Source organism: Thermostilla marina (assembly GCF_054657455.1).
On sequence record NZ_BAAHYR010000001.1, the window covers coordinates 1,997,939 to 2,013,572 of the forward strand.

A 15,634-nucleotide genomic window follows, 5' to 3' on the forward strand; every position below is an offset into this window, starting at 1 on the left:
TGATGAAAATGTTGGAGTGCCGAACCGATAGGTTCCGGCAAGGGGTTCTTGCCGACCCCGCGAGTAGCCCGACCCGCGACTGCTCGATTTTCCAGATAAGCCCGAGGAAAACCGGCTCCCGCATCGCCGGTCTGCCGATCGTGCCCGAAACGCGATCGACGTTCTCTGACGGGGACGAACCTATCGAAGCTACACCCTAGCTGCCCCTCTGTCATACTACCAACGCCGCGAAGCGCAGTCAAAGCCTTTTCCGCGGCTCAGTTCATATCGTCGTCAAAACCAGATTATTCGGATCGACGTTTTTCTGTCCAGACGGAGGAACCGTAAATCTTTTCAGAAATTTTTGTGATGGCAGAAATGTCGAGCGACGACTCGTCGGTTTTCACCCATGTGACGAAAAGCGAACCCCTCAAAAGGCGTAGCCATTCGGTCAACACACGTTTCCGGTTGATCGTATGCAGGCATAGATCGTCGAGTCCGGGCAGTTCGGGAGCGAACGGGGAACGCCGAAACAAGATACTGCCGTGTTGGAGGACCGCCCCACGGAGTCTGCGTTGGGCACTGCCGACCACTTTGTGGCCGGCAATGAGCAAGTCTCCCGGGCAGTGACGTTGAAAACACAAGAAGGCTTTCCGATCGGCAGGGACGTTCGCAGGCGAAACGGTTTGCGACTCGGCGGCGCAGCCGAGGTCGGTGACGTCCGCTGACGAATGGCATCCCGTGTCGCCGTGTGCATAAACCGGTGCTCCTGCCGCGTTGAGTACCGTTGCCAGTGAATCGTGCACCACGCGGTACAAGACGTCTCGCTTCGCCGCAAGCGGGTGGCGGAGGGGAAGCGCGATGCTGTACGTCCATTCGTCGTCGTGAAGGATGGCTCCGCCTCCGCTGGGCCGTCGAACAATCGGACAAGACGCGCTCGCCGCATGGCGCCGGCGGTCTTCCAACCGCTGAAAGTAGCCCAAGCTGAGCGTAGCGGGCGACCACCGATATAAGCGGACGGTTGCCGTTCCGTCTTGTTCGGCCTCGCGCAGCAGCAATTCGTCGACGGCCATGTTGTGGACCCCGTCGCGCGGTTCACACCAAAGCAATCGACAGGGCAAAGGTGAGCTGCTCATGGGAAGCGATGTGTCGTCGAAAGAATGCGTGGCCGCTTAGGTCGAAGGGGAAGGCTTCCAAACCAAGCAAGGTTTACGCGCCGCACCGACCTCGTCGGGACGACTGATTTCGGTTGTGTGCGGGGCGTCGTGCAAGGTATCTGCCGGTTCTTCGGTGATGCGGAACAAGGCTTCGACGAAGGCGTCCAGTGTTTCCTTGTTCTCTGTTTCGGTCGGCTCGATCATCAACGCTTCGCGGACGATCAATGGAAAATACATCGTCGGGGCGTGAAATCCATAATCGAGCAGACGCTTGGCGATATCCATCGCCGTGATACCCTTTTCGGCCTTGAGTTTTGCGGCCGTGGCCACGAATTCGTGCATGCAACGATCGCCGTGCGGCACGGGCAAGATGTGCTTTACGCGGCTGAGCAAGTAATTGGCGTTCAATACGGCTGTTTCGCTGACCTTGCGCAGACCGTCCGGACCTTGCGTGCGAATGTAACAATACGTTCGCAACAGAACGCCCACATTGCCGAAAAATGATCGCACTCGCCCGATGGATAGCGGCCGGTCGTAGTCGAGGCGGTAGCCTTGTTCGGTTTTGACGACCACCGGCGAAGGCAAAAAGGGAGCCAAGTCGTCGCGCACGGCGATCGGGCCGGCCCCGGGACCGCCGCCTCCGTGCGGACCGCTGAACGTCTTGTGCGGATTGAAGTGCATCATGTCGGCCCCAAAATCACCGGGGCGGGTGATGCCCATGATCGCGTTCATGTTCGCCCCGTCGATATATACGAGGGCGCCGAAACGATGCACCCGATCGGCGATTTCGGCAATCTGATGATCGAACAATCCCAGCGTGTTGGGGTTGGTGATCATGAAGACGGCTGTTTCCTCGTCGAGCTTTGCGTCGAGGTCGTCCAGGTCGACCAAGCCCTGTTCGTTGCTTTTGATCTCGATCGTGGAGAACCCGGCCATCGAGGCGCTGGCGGGATTGGTGCCGTGTGCGCCGTCGGGGACGAGCACCTTCGTACGCTTCTGTTCCGTGTGCCGGAAATAGGCGGCTGCGGTCAAGAGGGCCGTCAACTCGCCTTGGGCGCCGGCGGCCGGTTGCAAGCTGACCGCCGGCAATCCGGCGATTTCAGCAAGCATTTCCTGGAGTTCGTACAACACTTGCAGGAGGCCTTGAATCGTATCATCGGGCTGCAAGGGGTGTACTTGTGAAAATCCCGGCAAGCCGGCCAAGGTTTCGTTCCGCTTCGGGTTGTACTTCATCGTACAGGAACCGAGCGGATAGAAATGGGTGTCGACCGACATGTTTCGAGTCGAGAGATTGACGAAATGCCGAACGACGTCCGGCTCTGCCAGTTCCGGCAAATCCGGCGGTTCATCGGCCAAAAATGAGTCAGGAATGATATTCGACAGCGGGACCTCGGGAACGTCCGCATCGGGTAACACGCGTTCCCCGCTTCCCGGTTTCGACATTTCGAACAACAGTCGCGTGGCCTGACGGTTTCTCATCGTGTATCGATTTGCGGTTTCTGGCTGACGAGAGAAGTGTCGGTACAAACGGCTTTCCGAGCTATTGCAAGCAATCTACCAGACGGTCGATTTCGGCTTTTGTCCGCTTCTCGGTGACGGCCGTCAACAAGGCGTCGTCCATGTCGGGTAGCCAACGCGAAAGCGGAATTCCGGGGAAAATCCCTGCTTCGGCGGCTTTGGCAATCGCCGCTTCGAGTTTTTCGCGGCTGCCCGCACGAATGACGAATTCTTTGAAAGTCGGGTGGACGAATGCCGGTTTCCACGAGGTTCGCTCGATAATCTGCGTTTTCGCGTAGTGTGCGTTGCGGGCACACGCCTCGGCCATTCGACGAATTCCCCCCTTGCCGAGCGTGGCGAGGAAGACGGTTGCCCGCAATGCCAGCAACCCTTGGTTCGTGCAAATGTTGCTTGTAGCCTTTTCGCGGCGAATGTGCTGTTCCCGCGTTTGCAGCGTCAGGACCCAGCAGCGTTTGCCCCGTCGATCGACGGTTTGACCGACGAGACGGCCCGGCATCCGGCGGACGAATTGCTCGCGGCAAGCCATGATGCCCAGGTAGGGGCCGCCGAATCCCAAAGGAATCCCCAGCGGTTGCCCCTCGGCGACGACGATATCGGCTCCGTAGTCGCTCGGGCGTCGGAGTAGTCCGAGACTCACAGGGTCGACCACCGCGATCAGTAACGCCCCGCATTCTCGAACGGCTTTCGCCACGGATTCGGCATCTTCCAGGCATCCGAAAAAGTTCGGATGTTGCAAGACGACGCAGGCTGTTTTGTCGTTCAGTTCTGCTGCGAGCGTTTCGGTCGTGACTCGTCCGTCGGGGGTGGGTAACGAAACGAGTTCTGCATCGAGGTTGGCCAAGTACGTTGCGACGACCCGGCGGTAATCCGGATGGAGCGAATCGGGAAGAATGACCCGATTGCGACCTCGTGCCGCGGACAACGCCATGACGACCGCTTCGACCGTTGCCGACGCGCCGTCGTACATGCTGGCGTTGGAAATATCCATGCCGGTTAGTTGCGTGACCAGCGTTTGGTACTCGAAAAACGCTTGCAGGTTGCCTTGCGCGACCTCGGGCTGGTACGGCGTGTACGACGTGTAGAATTCGCTTCGCGACGCGACGAAATCGACGACCGCAGGAACGAAATGGTCGTATGCCCCACCGCCGAGGAAGCAGACGGTATCACCGGCGTGGCGGTTTTGGGATGCCGACACGTTCATGTGCCGCGTGAGTTCCCACTCGCTCATCGCCGGTGGCAGGTCGAGAGGGCGCGTCAAACGAATGTCGGATGGAATCGAGGTGAACAGCTCATCGATCGACGCAACGCCGATCGCCTCGAGCATCGCGCGAACATCCTCTTCGGTGTGTGGAATGTAAGCCATCGTATTGCGATTCAACGTGATTTTTCAGCCGGGCAACGACGCAGAAACGAACACGGCCGAGACATGCCCGGCCGGAGGAAAACGATTGCCGACGCTCAGTGATCGGCCTCTTCTTCGCACTGTTTTTTGTAGGCCGCCGGATCGAGCAGGGCATCGATCTCTCCCGTATCGGCCGGACGAAGCTTGATGAGCCACCCCTTGTCTTCAGGAGATTCTTGGATCACAGTCACATCGTCGACGGCATCTTGGTTGACGGCGACGACCTCTCCGCTGATTGGTGCGTACAAGTCGCTGACCGCTTTGACCGACTCGATCTGGCCGAAGGGTTCTCCGGCTTTGACGGTAGTGCCCGGTTCAGGCAGTTCGATGAAGACGATGTCGGATAGCTCGGCCGTGGCAAATGCCGACAGGCCGACGACGGCTACTTGTTCGCCGCCTTCTTCCTCCAGGCAAACCCATTCGTGCGTTTTCGTGTACCGCAGTTTTTCCGGATTCACGAGAGGCTACCTCCTTCGACGACGGCTGTTACCGGGCCGGAACGCCGCACGGCGGCGAGTATCCCGGAAGCGATGAGAAAACTTAAGCTGGGGATGTTCTTCGCAGAATGCCATCCCCAAAGACACGGGCTGCGTTGGTTGTTTCGCACCGACCCGTGAGGCAAAGCGGCTATTGTACACCTCGGCGCACACGCACGGCAGCCCCCCGGCGAATTCCCCCCGCGGTCGGCGGGGATTGTATGTAATGGACAATCCGGTCTCCAAGAAACGCCCTGCGCTCGATCGTCGCTACGAGCCGGTTCGCTTGGTGCGCCGCTTTTTCGACGCTGACTTGCGAGGGCCGGCCGCCTTGGCTGTTTTCGATGCCGACTTCTTGGATTTCTTGGCGGTCTTTCGCGACGACGAGCTCTTTTTTGAAGAGCGTTTGCGACCGGCGGCCTTGGATGTCTTGGCCTTCTTGCGGGCTCGTTGAGCGGTCTTGCGGGTGCCCGTGCCGACCGCCCGGAGAGCCGTCGGGGCTTTTCCGAGCAGGCGGAAGTCGAGTTCTCGTCGTTCCAGGTCGATACCGGCCACCGCGACTCGAACGACGTCTCCCAATCGCAAACGACGGCCGGACATGCGACCGGTCAAACTTCGCGATGCGGCGTCGAACACGTAGTAGTCGTCGCTGAGGGCGTTGATGTGGATGAAGCCGTCGCACGGCAATTCCAATCCTTGGGCGAACAGGCCGAACTTCTCGACGCCTGTGATGACGGCGTTCATCTCCATGCCGACGCGTTCGTTCAAGTAACGCAGCAGTTTCAGTTTGGTTAGTTCACGTTCGGCCATTTCGGCACGGTTTTCCTGATCCGTGCAATGGCGGCCCAAAGCGGCCAGGGCGGCGGGATCCATAGGCGGGGTCTCGCCGAAAATCAACGCGTCGACCAATCGGTGGATGGTCAAATCCGGGTAGCGACGAATCGGCGATGTGAAATGACAATAGCAGTCGCTGGCCAAGGCGAAGTGGCCTTCGTCGGCGGGGCTGTACGCCGCCCGTTTCAGCGAACGAAGCACTGCGTAGTTGACCGCGTACTCGTGCGGTGTGCCGCGCACGGCTTGAAGCAGCCGTTGCAGTGAGAACGGGTTGTCGAGCTCGTCGGCTGCGTAACCCAGCTCGGCGACGAATTCGCGGAGATGGTTCAGACGTCGCAACGCCGGCGGTTTGTGAACGCGACGCAGGAAGAGCCAGTCGCGGTTGCGAAGTTGCTCGGCGACCGCCTCGTTCGTGACGAGCATGAATTCTTCGATCATCTGGTGGCTTTCGGTGTACGGGACGACGTGCGCGCCGACCACGTCCTCATTACGGTCGAGATCGACTTTCAGCTCGGGCATCGACAGCTCCAATGCACCTCGCTCTTGCCGCTTGCGACGCAACAGGCGAGCCAGGTCACGCATCCGCAGCAGCAATTCACAGACTTGCTTGCCGAATTTCCGCTTGAACGCCTCCGGCGTTTCGAGGAATGCATCGACTTCTTCATAAGTAAGTCGCTTCGTGCTGCGGATGACGGATCGGTGCAGGGTCACATCGGTGACGTGGCCTTCGGGAGAAAACTCGATGAATACCGTCTTGGCGAACCGATTTTTCCGGGGCTGGAGGCTCGCCAGCCCGTTCGAGATCAACTCGGGGAGCATCGGGATGACTCGTCCCGGAAGATACACCGACGTGGACCGTTTTTGGGCCTCACGATCGAGCGGGGAATTAGGTTTCACGAAGTGAGCGACATCCGCGATGTGCACCCCCAGTTTCCAGAATCCGCTTGCATCGCGTTCCAGCGAAATAGCGTCGTCGAAATCGCGGGCGTCGACCGGATCGATTGTAATGATCGTCTCACCGGTCAGGTCGAGGCGGTCCGGTGGGATGCTTTCGTCGAAAGCGTCTGCCTGACGCCGAGCGTCTTCGAGAACATCCTCGGGAAAACGCTCGGGCAGATCGAATTGGCGCATGATCGTGCGGGTATCGACCCCCGGCTTGCCTATCGGTCCCAGCACTTCGGTGATGACGGCTTCACCGTCGCGGAAGTGGTTTGGGAAGCGAAGCATTTCGATGACGACCTTGTCGTCGGGGCGTGCATTCTTCGCCCCTGGATCGCCTACGTAGATCGGCTCGGCGAAGACGTTGCCGTCGACGCGGACGAAGCCCATGCCGTCCTGTTCGAAGTATGTACCCACGAACTGGGAGGTTTGACGCTCGATGATCTCGACGATCTGCCCGTAACGGCGGCCTCGCGAACCGCGTCGTTTCACGAGTCGTACACGCACCCGGTCCCCGCTTGAGGCATCTCCCGACCATTCTGCGGGAACATGGATTTCATCGACCGGAAGCGTTTCGGCGAAATCGGCATCCGGACGAACGATCCCGTTACCGGATGCGCGGCGTCGAAATATGCCGGTGATCATGTCGGCTTTTGGTTTCGCGGTAACATCGGCTTTTGCGGAAGCGGCTTGCACTCGATGCCCGGATCCGAAGGAAAGCAGCCCGGCATTGACCAGCTTTTTCACCGCTTTCTTGATCAACGTGCTGTCGTCGGGGGAAAGTTGAAGACGACGCGCGATGGCCTTCGGTTTCAACGGCGTGTAGTCCGGAGACTTGACGAGCTTCAAAACGGCTTGTTGGATTTCAGAAATGCGTTGTTTGGTACCCATGTTTTTCCTTTACTCATGTTTCATGATGGGTGATTTGTCGTTGCGCCGGGAGGAAGCTGGCGGTCTTGATTCTGAGGTGTATCCGTCGATTTGCCCTCATGAAAACGGCAGCGTCGAAGCGACGGTGTGGGCTGTTTGAGGAAGATCGTGCGACGGACGGGCGAAATCGATTTGCGGCTTTGTTGTTCGGTTGCGAGGAAGAATAAGCGGCAGGGCGTGCCGGCGGTATGCGATAAATCGTGCGCGCACAGAGGATGTCGCTATCCCCCAAAAGATAGCATATTGCCCGCTTGCCCCTGAAAAAGCGCCGGTTGTTCGGGGCAGGAGAGTGACAACGTATTCGGCGGTGTCCGCGAAGACACGGACGCAGACCCGAAAATCAAGGCGAGTCGTTCGATGCCGCGCGGAGGGGCCGAACGGCTTGAAATGGTGAGTATCAACCGTCGTAATCGCCGCGACCTTTGAAAACCTTGCAGCCGAGCAAATTGTTGTACGAAGTCCAAGCACTATCGAGATTCGCATCCTCGCGAATTTGACGATCGAATGCCGCAATCTTGGCGTCCAGGTTGTCCAAGCACGCCAACGCAACCGCCTCGAGCGTCATCGGAACCTTCGGACTACCGAACTCTTGAATACCATGATGGGCAACGATCATGTGCTTCAGTCGGACGGCCAGTTCCGAGGGAAATTCTTCACCCGACAGATTTTCGGCTTCTCGAATCTTGTCGGAGAGCATCTCGATTCCGATAACGAGATGGCCAAGTAATTGCCCCGAATCGCTGTAGGCAAATTCTCGCGAATAACTGAGTTCGTCGACCTTTCCTAGATCGTGAAGGAATGCTCCGAACAACAGTAGGTCGGCGTCGATTTGGGGATAACGCGGCGCGATCAACTTGACGATCTCCATCAAGTTGACGATGTGTTCAAGAAGACCGCCGCGGTACGCATGATGATGGCGAATTCCCGCCGGAGCTTCGGCCAGCTTCCGCATCAATCCTTCGTCCATCAAGAAGCATTCGGCCAAGTTGGCCAAATGGTGATTGTTGAGACTTCGCAAAAGTTCCGCCAGGCGGACGGAAAGTTTCTCGACATCGGCCTCGCTGACCGGTACGAAATCCGACGCGTCGACCGTCTCAGGAGGGACGCGTTCGATCTTCGTCGCGATCAGTTGCAGCGCGCCTTGGAAGACTTGCGTCGTGCCGGTGACCCGCACGTAATCGCCGTTTTCAAACGACCGATAGAGCGATTCGGTGGCGTTCCAAAGCCGCGCGTTGATGCTGCCGGTTTTGTCCGACAGATCGACTTGAAGATACAAATTGCCGTTCCGATTCGGACGCAATTGTTTTTCGGTAGCCAGGAAGACCTGGTCGACGTTCTCTTGGGCTTGCAGTTCGTTGACGAATCGGCGGCTCATTGCGAAGAGTGGCTTCCTTGTCCGACGGATCGAAATTGAATGTGGAAAATAGGAAAAATGCAATTGCGGCGGGCGCTGAACGACGGCTCCGAGTAGGTTTCGGTGAACGGAATCGAGTCGCAGGGAGAGGAGTCCGACAACGGGGCAATTCCTGGTTACCCCCTCGCCGGTCATCCGCTGAGAGGTGGTAAATCTATCGTTCTGAAGTGGTAATTCTAGCGCAGACGATGCCCCGGGACAAGGACGCCCGTGGTCGGGACGCACGCCGGGATCGGGCCGTGACAGCACCGTCAATCTGGCGTGATTCGGAACGTGACGGTACAATCCACGGTTCGTTTTGTGGATTCTGTGGTCTGCCTAGGCTGCGGAAATGAATTGACCGATCGGTTCTCCCTAACTGGTGGTAATCATGCGCTGGTCCCGCACGTTCATCCACACGCTGAAAGAGGTTCCCGAAGGCGCGGAAATCCCTAGTCATGTCCTGATCTTGCGGGCAAGTTTGGTGGATCAGGTGATGGCAGGAGTGTACACGTACCTGCCGCTTGGACTGAAAGCCCTGCAGAAAACGGAACAGGTCATCCGGGAAGAAATGAACGCCGCCGGGGCCGTCGAACTGCTGATGCCGGCGATGAGCCCTTTCCATCTATGGGAAAAGACCGGCCGATCGAAAGCCTTCGGCAACGTGCTCGTCCACTTCAACATGGTGCGGCAGAACCGTGAAGTGCACGTGACGTTAGGTCCCACTCATGAGGAGGTGATTACCGACCTCGTGGCTCGCCACATTGCCAGCTATCGCCAACTTCCCATCACTCTTTACCAGATTCAAACCAAATTCAGGAACGAAGAACGGCCCCGCTTCGGCACATTGCGAACCGCCGAGTTCGTAATGAAAGATGCATACAGCTTTGATACCTCGATCGAGGGCCTCAATAAGAGCTACGACAAGATGTATCGGGCATATTGCCGGATCTTTGAGCGGCTGTGTCTCGATTACTTGCCGGTCGAAGCTGAGAGCGGCCCGATCGGGGGGGACGCCAGTCATGAATTCATGGTACCGGCCGAAAACGGCGAAGACCGCATCGTTCACTGTGCCGAGTGCGGCTACGCGGCTAACCTTGAGAAGGCCGAGGTCGGTCCGCGCAGCGGTGAGGAGTCGGATGTCGAGTTGAAAAACCTCGAAATCGTCGATACGCCGAATGTCGGATCGATCGAGTCGGTGTGCCGCCTGTTGGGTTGCGCGCCCGAACAGATGATCAAGACCCTTGTCTACCTCGCCGACGGCAAACCGATCGTCGTTTTGATCCGAGGCGATCACGAAGCGAACGAGAACAAGATCCGCCGGGCGGCCGGAGCGCAGGAGATCGAACTGGCCGATCCGGAGACGATCGAAAAGGTCACCGGTGCCCCGGTGGGCTTTGCGGGACCGGTCGGCTTGAAAGAGTCCGTGCCGATCTTCGCCGATTACGATGTGCGGGCCGTCCGCAATGGAATCACCGGCGCCAACAAAGCCGACGCCCACTACAAGGGGGTGAATTTCGATCGGGATTACCGGGTCGATACCTTTGCCGACCTGCGTTGTGCCGTCGACGGAGACGCCTGTCCTCGTTGCCATTCCACGATGCGTATCCGCAAGGCGATCGAAATCGGTCACGTGTTCAAGTTGGGGACGAAGTACTCCGAGGCGTTGAATGCCCGCTTCCTCGATGCCGATGAGAAACTGCACCCGATGATCATGGGATGCTACGGGATCGGTGTCGGTCGGACGATCGCTACCTTGATTGAGACTTCGTACGACGAAAACGGTATCGTGTGGCCGGTGATCGTCGCGCCGTACGAGGTCGTCATCGCGCCGATCAAGGCGGGCGACGAGACGTTGATGCAGGCGGCCGAAAAGCTGCACGATGCCTTCGAGCAGCGCGGAATCGACGTATTGCTCGACGATCGCGACGTACGCGCTGGCGTGAAGTTCAAAGACGCCGACCTGATCGGCTTCCCGTTGCGGATCGTCGTCGGCGACCGCGGCCTCAAAGAAGGCAAGGTCGAGGTCAAGTGGCGCTGGGAGAGCGAGTCCCAAATGCTTCCGATCGACGATGCCGTCGATACGATTACGGAGTGGCTTGCCGACGAGCGCAAGACGGGCAAGCGGTTCCGTGAGGCTATGGCGACACGTCGTGCCGCGCAAAGGAAGAAGTGAGCGAGATTTCGCTTCGGGCAGACGCGGGAGTCGTTAGTCGACGGGCCGCGTGAGTGATTCCGGAATCGCCACTGTTCCGTCGCAAGCAGGCGACTTCGACGTTCCGTGGCGGTCCACCACCGAGTGCGCAAATTGTGTCGCGTCGGAGAGGACTTCGTCACAACGGTCGGCGACATCGCTCACTTCCCAGTAGTCGTCGGGCTTGAAGAAAAGTTCTCCGCGGCTGTCTCGTTTCGTTTCCACGTCGATTGGGTCGAGATCGACACTGGCATCGTCTTGTTGAAGTCGCAGGCCGCGCGCGAACCAGTGCTTTGTCCGCACCGCATAGGCGATTCCTCCGTCGGAAAACGATTCGACGGCCAGTAATGCTTCTCGTTGTTGAGCCGGTTCGGTGAACGGACGCCGAATGACCTGGACCGGATTATGCCGGCCACATAACGGACACGGCGATGCCCCCCCGCTCGGTTCATCGATCGTGCGACCGAATTCGTCGGCGGAAGCTGAGAGAATCCATTCAGCCGCCATCGGCAGCAGGTCGTGCGCATAACACAGGGTCGGTGAACGCAAACCCGCGTACTGCCTTTCCGGAAAGCGGATCAACAGCGGTACGTGAAGCGTTTCGTTGTACAGCCGTTCGTCGGGACCGACGACACCGTGTTCACCCAGCGGGTATCCGCGAGCGGATGTGAACACGAACAGAGTATTCGGACGGGCCTCGTCGATCGCTTTGACAAAGGCTTCGAGGCACCGGTCCAACACGGTAATTTCGGCGGCATAGGAAACTTGGTGGAGGAACACTACGTCGGGATCGAGCTGGTCGGTTTCCGCCCGGAGACATGGAGGCGTCGTGCTTTGCTCGGCAGGCGAATCGTCCTCCGAAAGGTAGTGTTCGCGGAAGGCAATGGGGGCCTGCCACGTTCGGTTCAGATAGTCGAACCGGCAATAGGCGGTGAACGGCTCGGCCGATTGAGTCAGGATTTGGACGGTTTCGGCGGCCAATCGCGCGATCGGGGTTTCGCTCCAATCGTCGGCCGGCGCATCGCAAGCGACGGTGAGCGACGCGAGGGAATACGCCTCGTCGAAGCCCTGGGCCGCATCGGATTCGAGAATCTCGCGATCGTCGCTGATCAGCAGGGCCTTTCGGCCGGGTAGACGAATCGGAGCGGTCTTGCCGTTGCGCAGTAATGCCGGATGTCGGCCGCTCACCAGGGACTCGAAACCGCGCCATAAGTCGTTCGTCGCCGTGAAGCAGTTCTCAAACAGGAATGCTTCGGCGGCCAGGCGGTTCAAGCCCGGGGTGTCGACCCACGTGTTTCCGTACGGTCCCAGGAAACCGGCCTGAATGCGATCGATACACAGGATGACGACATTCATGCCTTGGATTGTATCGTACCTTCAGCGGCTTCCCAGGGAGGGACCGCGAAACGGTTCCGGGAGCAAGGGGTCAGCTCTCCGCGGAGGCATCGCCGAAATACTTGCGGCGAAAGGCCAATGCCACGTTGACCAGCATGATCAACACGGGCACTTCGACCAGCGGGCCGATTACCGCGGCGAATGCGGCGCCTGAATTGATTCCGAAGACGGCCACCGCCACGGCGATCGCCAGCTCGAAGTTGTTGCTGGCCGCGGTGAAGGCCAACGTGGCGGTTTGCGGATAATTCGCTCCCGCTTTCTTGCTGAGCCAAAAACTGAGCAGAAACATTACCACGAAGTAGATCAGCAGCGGGATCGCGATTCGGACGACATCCAAGGGGATCTGAACGATCAGGTTTCCCTTGAGGCTGAACATTACGATGATGGTGAACAAGAGGGCGATCAGCGTAATCGGGCTGATCTTCGGGATGAACGTTTCGTGGTACCAGGTCTTACCTTTGGCCTTCACAAGAACGAAGCGGGTGAGCATGCCGGCCAGGAACGGAATCCCCAGGTAGATGAATACGCTCTCAGCGATTTGTGCGATGCTCACGTCGACGGTGCTGCCTTGCAGGCCGAACAGCGGCGGAAGCACGGTAATGAAAATCCAGGCGTACACGCTGTAGAACAACACTTGGAAGATACTGTTGAAGGCGACCAGCCCGGCGCAGTATTCCGTGTCGCCGTCGGCCAGATCATTCCATACGATGACCATGGCAATGCAACGGGCCAACCCGATCATGATCAGGCCGACCATGTATTCCGGGTATCCTCGCAACAGCATGATTGCGAGGAAAAACATCAAAATCGGACCGATGATCCAGTTTTGGACGAGCGAGAGGCCGAGCACCTTCCAATTGCGAAAGACGTCGCCGAGTTCTTCGTATTTGACCTTCGCCAAAGGCGGATACATCATCAAGATCAAACCGATCGCAATCGGGATATTGGTGGTCCCGACTTGAAATTTGTGGATGAACGCTTCGACGCCGGGTACGAGTCGCCCAAGGGCGATTCCCAACGCCATGGCCAAAAAGATCCACAAAGTCAAGAAGCGATCGAGAAACGACAACCCCGTCTTGCGAGGACATTCCCGCGTGACGGCTTCCGTCGATTTCGTCTGGGACATTGCGATTGGTTCTCCCTCGTTGTCGGTTCGTAAGCGGTAATGCGATACGGATCGTCGAACGCGTTTCGGCTAGCGATTTTCCAACGACTCGGGCAGCGTTTCTACGAAGGTCCGGATTTCATCGCGAACGCGTCGATAACAATCGAGAGCCTCTTCTTCCGTTGCGGCTTCGCGGGCCAATCGAGGCGGGTCGTCGAACAGTACGTGTACGACCTTCGTCGCGCCGGGAAACACGGGACAGTGTTCATCGGCATGGCCGCAAACGGTTACGACGTAGTCGAAGGCGATGTCTTTGAGTTCGTCGACATGTTTGGACCGCTGTTGCGAGATGTCGACGCCGGCTTCGGCCATGACACGCACGGCATGCGGATTCAGTCCGTGCGTTTCGATTCCCGCCGAGTATGCCTCGATGCGGTCGCCTTTCAAGTGCCGCGTCCAACCCTCGGCCATCTGGCTACGGCAAGAATTTCCTGTGCACAAAAACAAAATGCGAAGCATGGCGTCAAAAACCATCAACGGCAGTGTTCTTTGGAACGTGAGGCGATCATCCGGTGGATACGTCGGCGATCGTCAACTATTTGTGCGTCGTGTTCGGCGAATTCGACGGCATGTTGAAGGACATCCGCCGCGAAGTCGGACAGCGACTCGGAGAGCCGAAAAAAGCTCCACCGACCCCGTTGTTCGACGTCGATGAGCCCGGCTTGCCGCAATACCCGCAGGTGTCGGGAGACCGTCGAACCGGCCAAACCGAGCAGATCGACCAACTGGCAGTGACAAACCGCGGCTTCGCCCGCCGTCCAAAGCACGCATAAAATGCGCATGCGCGTGCGATCGGCCATCGCCGACAAAGGCGAGACGACTGCGTCCAAAACGCCTGCCTTCGAAGGAACGGGAGCGTCGAGTTCGGTGGTCATCGGATATTCCGCCTGCCGGCGGCAACGGAGTTTCGTCCTTGCACTGTTCGCCAAAAAGCGAAATGATACCGGGAACGAGCTTTTCGGGGAAGGGGAGGTGTAAGCATCATCGCGGTTTCGGCGTCCTATCGGGTGTAGGCGAAACAAGGCGAGGGAATTTCCTGTCGGTGGTCAAATTGGGGGACGAGGGGATGGGAGGCAGGGCGTTATTGATCGCGTTCACGGTGGGGGCGTTGTTGTCCGGCGGCGGGACGCTTGCGCAGCCGACCGCCCAGGAGCCGACGCGAAGCGGCTTTGATCTGCAAAACTTGACGATCCCGCTTCGAGAGATTCGCTCGGGCGGTCCCCCCAAGGACGGTATTCCGGCCATCACGAATCCGGCGGTTATTCCCGCCGGAACAGCGAAGTTTTTAGGAGCGGCCGATCGCGTGATCGGCGTTGTGATCGCCGGTCGGGCCCGGGCGTATCCGTTGAAGATTTTGAATCAACACGAAATCGTCAACGATCGGTTGGGCGACGTCCCGATTGCGGTGACGTATTGTCCGTTATGTGATTCGGCGGTCGTGTTCGACCGTCGCACGTCCTTGGGCGAACTGGAATTCGGTGTGTCCGGCCTTCTCTATAACAGCAACGTGCTGATGTACGACCGGGCGAAACAGCGGTTGTGGTCGCAAATGGCGATGCAAGGCGTGTCGGGGGACGCCGCGGGCGTGACGCTTCGACCGATTCCCTTTGAAACGACCACGTGGAGCAAATGGCGTAGTCGCCATCCCGAGGGGGATGTTCTTTCCGATCGAACGGGCTTCAATCGAAACTATCGCGTCGATCCGTATGCCGGGTATGCGCGGCTCGACCGCTTGTGGTTTCCTGTCCGGCCGCTGGATCGTCGTCTGCCTTTGAAAACGCGAGTACTCGGTGTGACGGTCGACGGCAAAGCAAGAGCATACCCGATCGCGGCATTTGCCGAGAAGAAGCAAGTGCTCGATGATGAGTTGGGCGGTAAGCGTTTCCGCGTCGAATTCGATGCGAAAGACGGCGTCGCGCGCGTGGTCCAGGCGGAAAACGGCCTTCGGTGGGTCTATAGCTATTGGTTTGCCTGGTACGCCTTTCATCCCGATACCGAGGTCGCGCGCGTCGAGTAGCGATCGTTTGCAATCAACTCGGGCATCGCTTGCGATGACGTGGTACACTGATGTTTCGTGAGTCACCCCCGAACGCATGATTGAAGGCAGCGGTTTCCCACGAAGTCTCCGTGTCGGCGATGAACGAGTCTCACCTGTCGTTGGCGAATCTGGAAAGACGCAACTGCGGCTCTTGCAGATGCGGCACACAACTGGTTGCGTGCTGCATTTTCGTCTGGGCCGTCTTGCCGGGCGT

The 15,634-nt window shown here is 58.5% G+C and carries 12 protein-coding genes; 2 read left to right on the plus strand and 10 right to left on the minus strand.

All coding sequences use genetic code 11. The annotated features are described in order from the left end of the window. Nucleotides 1-284: 284 nt before the first annotated feature. The 6 genes from ACYQ2I_RS07280 to ACYQ2I_RS07305 all read right to left on the minus strand — a co-directional run bounded on the left by ACYQ2I_RS07280 (nt 285) and on the right by ACYQ2I_RS07305 (nt 8,610). Entirely contained in the window at nt 285-1,115 is an 831-nt protein-coding gene (locus ACYQ2I_RS07280; RefSeq protein WP_460166347.1) for a lipoate--protein ligase family protein, read from the minus strand. Nucleotides 1,116-1,151: 36 nt separating this feature from the next. Further along, nucleotides 1,152-2,615: an aminomethyl-transferring glycine dehydrogenase subunit GcvPB gene (gcvPB, locus tag ACYQ2I_RS07285; protein ID WP_460166348.1), complete on the minus strand. Its 1,464-nt coding sequence runs from the start codon at nt 2,613-2,615 to the stop codon at nt 1,152-1,154. Nucleotides 2,616-2,676: 61 nt separating this feature from the next. Next, a complete protein-coding gene (gcvPA, locus tag ACYQ2I_RS07290) occupies nt 2,677-4,017 on the minus strand; it encodes an aminomethyl-transferring glycine dehydrogenase subunit GcvPA (protein WP_460166349.1) in 1,341 nt (446 codons plus the stop codon). A 95-nt stretch (nt 4,018-4,112) separates the two neighbouring features. Continuing rightward, nucleotides 4,113-4,514 (minus strand): glycine cleavage system protein GcvH, encoded by a 402-nt coding sequence (gene gcvH / locus ACYQ2I_RS07295; protein WP_460166350.1) that lies wholly within the window; start codon nt 4,512-4,514, stop codon nt 4,113-4,115. 288 nt (nt 4,515-4,802) lie between these two features. Then, nucleotides 4,803-7,196, minus strand: a complete 2,394-nt coding sequence (gene rnr / locus ACYQ2I_RS07300) for a ribonuclease R (protein WP_460166351.1) — start codon at nt 7,194-7,196, stop codon at nt 4,803-4,805. A gap of 436 nt (nt 7,197-7,632) precedes the next feature. Further along, nucleotides 7,633-8,610, minus strand: coding sequence for a 3'-5' exoribonuclease YhaM family protein (locus tag ACYQ2I_RS07305; RefSeq protein WP_460166352.1), 978 nt, complete (start codon nt 8,608-8,610; stop codon nt 7,633-7,635). Nucleotides 8,611-9,019: 409 nt separating this feature from the next. Between ACYQ2I_RS07305 and ACYQ2I_RS07310 the strand changes: the two genes are divergently transcribed. Next, on the plus strand, nt 9,020-10,804 hold the full coding sequence (locus tag ACYQ2I_RS07310; RefSeq protein ID WP_460166353.1) for a proline--tRNA ligase: 1,785 nt from the start codon (nt 9,020-9,022) through the stop codon (nt 10,802-10,804). 33 nt (nt 10,805-10,837) lie between these two features. Here ACYQ2I_RS07310 and ACYQ2I_RS07315 read toward each other — a convergent pair whose 3' ends face one another. The 4 genes from ACYQ2I_RS07315 to ACYQ2I_RS07330 form a co-directional block, all read right to left on the minus strand. Continuing rightward, nucleotides 10,838-12,178: a sulfatase-like hydrolase/transferase gene (locus ACYQ2I_RS07315; protein WP_460166354.1), complete on the minus strand. Its 1,341-nt coding sequence runs from the start codon at nt 12,176-12,178 to the stop codon at nt 10,838-10,840. Between the two features lie 70 nt (nt 12,179-12,248). Then, complete coding sequence (arsB, locus tag ACYQ2I_RS07320; protein ID WP_460166355.1) at nt 12,249-13,343, minus strand: ACR3 family arsenite efflux transporter; 1,095 nt, start codon at nt 13,341-13,343, stop codon at nt 12,249-12,251. 69 nt (nt 13,344-13,412) lie between these two features. Further along, entirely contained in the window at nt 13,413-13,856 is a 444-nt protein-coding gene (locus ACYQ2I_RS07325; RefSeq protein WP_460166356.1) for an arsenate reductase ArsC, read from the minus strand. Continuing rightward, entirely contained in the window at nt 13,856-14,257 is a 402-nt protein-coding gene (locus ACYQ2I_RS07330; protein WP_460166357.1) for an ArsR/SmtB family transcription factor, read from the minus strand. The genes ACYQ2I_RS07325 and ACYQ2I_RS07330 overlap by 1 nt, the downstream gene beginning before the upstream one ends. A 167-nt stretch (nt 14,258-14,424) precedes the next feature. On the opposite strand from ACYQ2I_RS07330, the gene ACYQ2I_RS07335 reads away from it, so the two are divergent. Next, complete coding sequence (locus tag ACYQ2I_RS07335; protein ID WP_460166358.1) at nt 14,425-15,399, plus strand: DUF3179 domain-containing protein; 975 nt, start codon at nt 14,425-14,427, stop codon at nt 15,397-15,399. Nucleotides 15,400-15,634: the final 235 nt, after the last annotated feature.

Excerpts from the sequence above, each read along its gene's own strand:
- ACYQ2I_RS07280 (WP_460166347.1), bottom strand. The coding sequence starts at position 1,115 with ATGAGCAGCTCACCTTTGCCCTGTCGATTGCTTTGGTGTGAACCGCGC.
- gcvPB (WP_460166348.1), bottom strand. The coding sequence starts at position 2,615 with ATGAGAAACCGTCAGGCCACGCGACTGTTGTTCGAAATGTCGAAACCG.
- gcvPA (WP_460166349.1), bottom strand. The coding sequence starts at position 4,017 with ATGGCTTACATTCCACACACCGAAGAGGATGTTCGCGCGATGCTCGAG.
- rnr (WP_460166351.1), bottom strand. The coding sequence starts at position 7,196 with ATGGGTACCAAACAACGCATTTCTGAAATCCAACAAGCCGTTTTGAAG.
- ACYQ2I_RS07305 (WP_460166352.1), bottom strand. The coding sequence starts at position 8,610 with ATGAGCCGCCGATTCGTCAACGAACTGCAAGCCCAAGAGAACGTCGAC.
- ACYQ2I_RS07310 (WP_460166353.1), top strand. The coding sequence starts at position 9,020 with ATGCGCTGGTCCCGCACGTTCATCCACACGCTGAAAGAGGTTCCCGAA.
- ACYQ2I_RS07315 (WP_460166354.1), bottom strand. The coding sequence starts at position 12,178 with ATGAATGTCGTCATCCTGTGTATCGATCGCATTCAGGCCGGTTTCCTG.
- arsB (WP_460166355.1), bottom strand. The coding sequence starts at position 13,343 with ATGTCCCAGACGAAATCGACGGAAGCCGTCACGCGGGAATGTCCTCGC.
- ACYQ2I_RS07325 (WP_460166356.1), bottom strand. The coding sequence starts at position 13,856 with ATGGTTTTTGACGCCATGCTTCGCATTTTGTTTTTGTGCACAGGAAAT.
- ACYQ2I_RS07330 (WP_460166357.1), bottom strand. The coding sequence starts at position 14,257 with ATGACCACCGAACTCGACGCTCCCGTTCCTTCGAAGGCAGGCGTTTTG.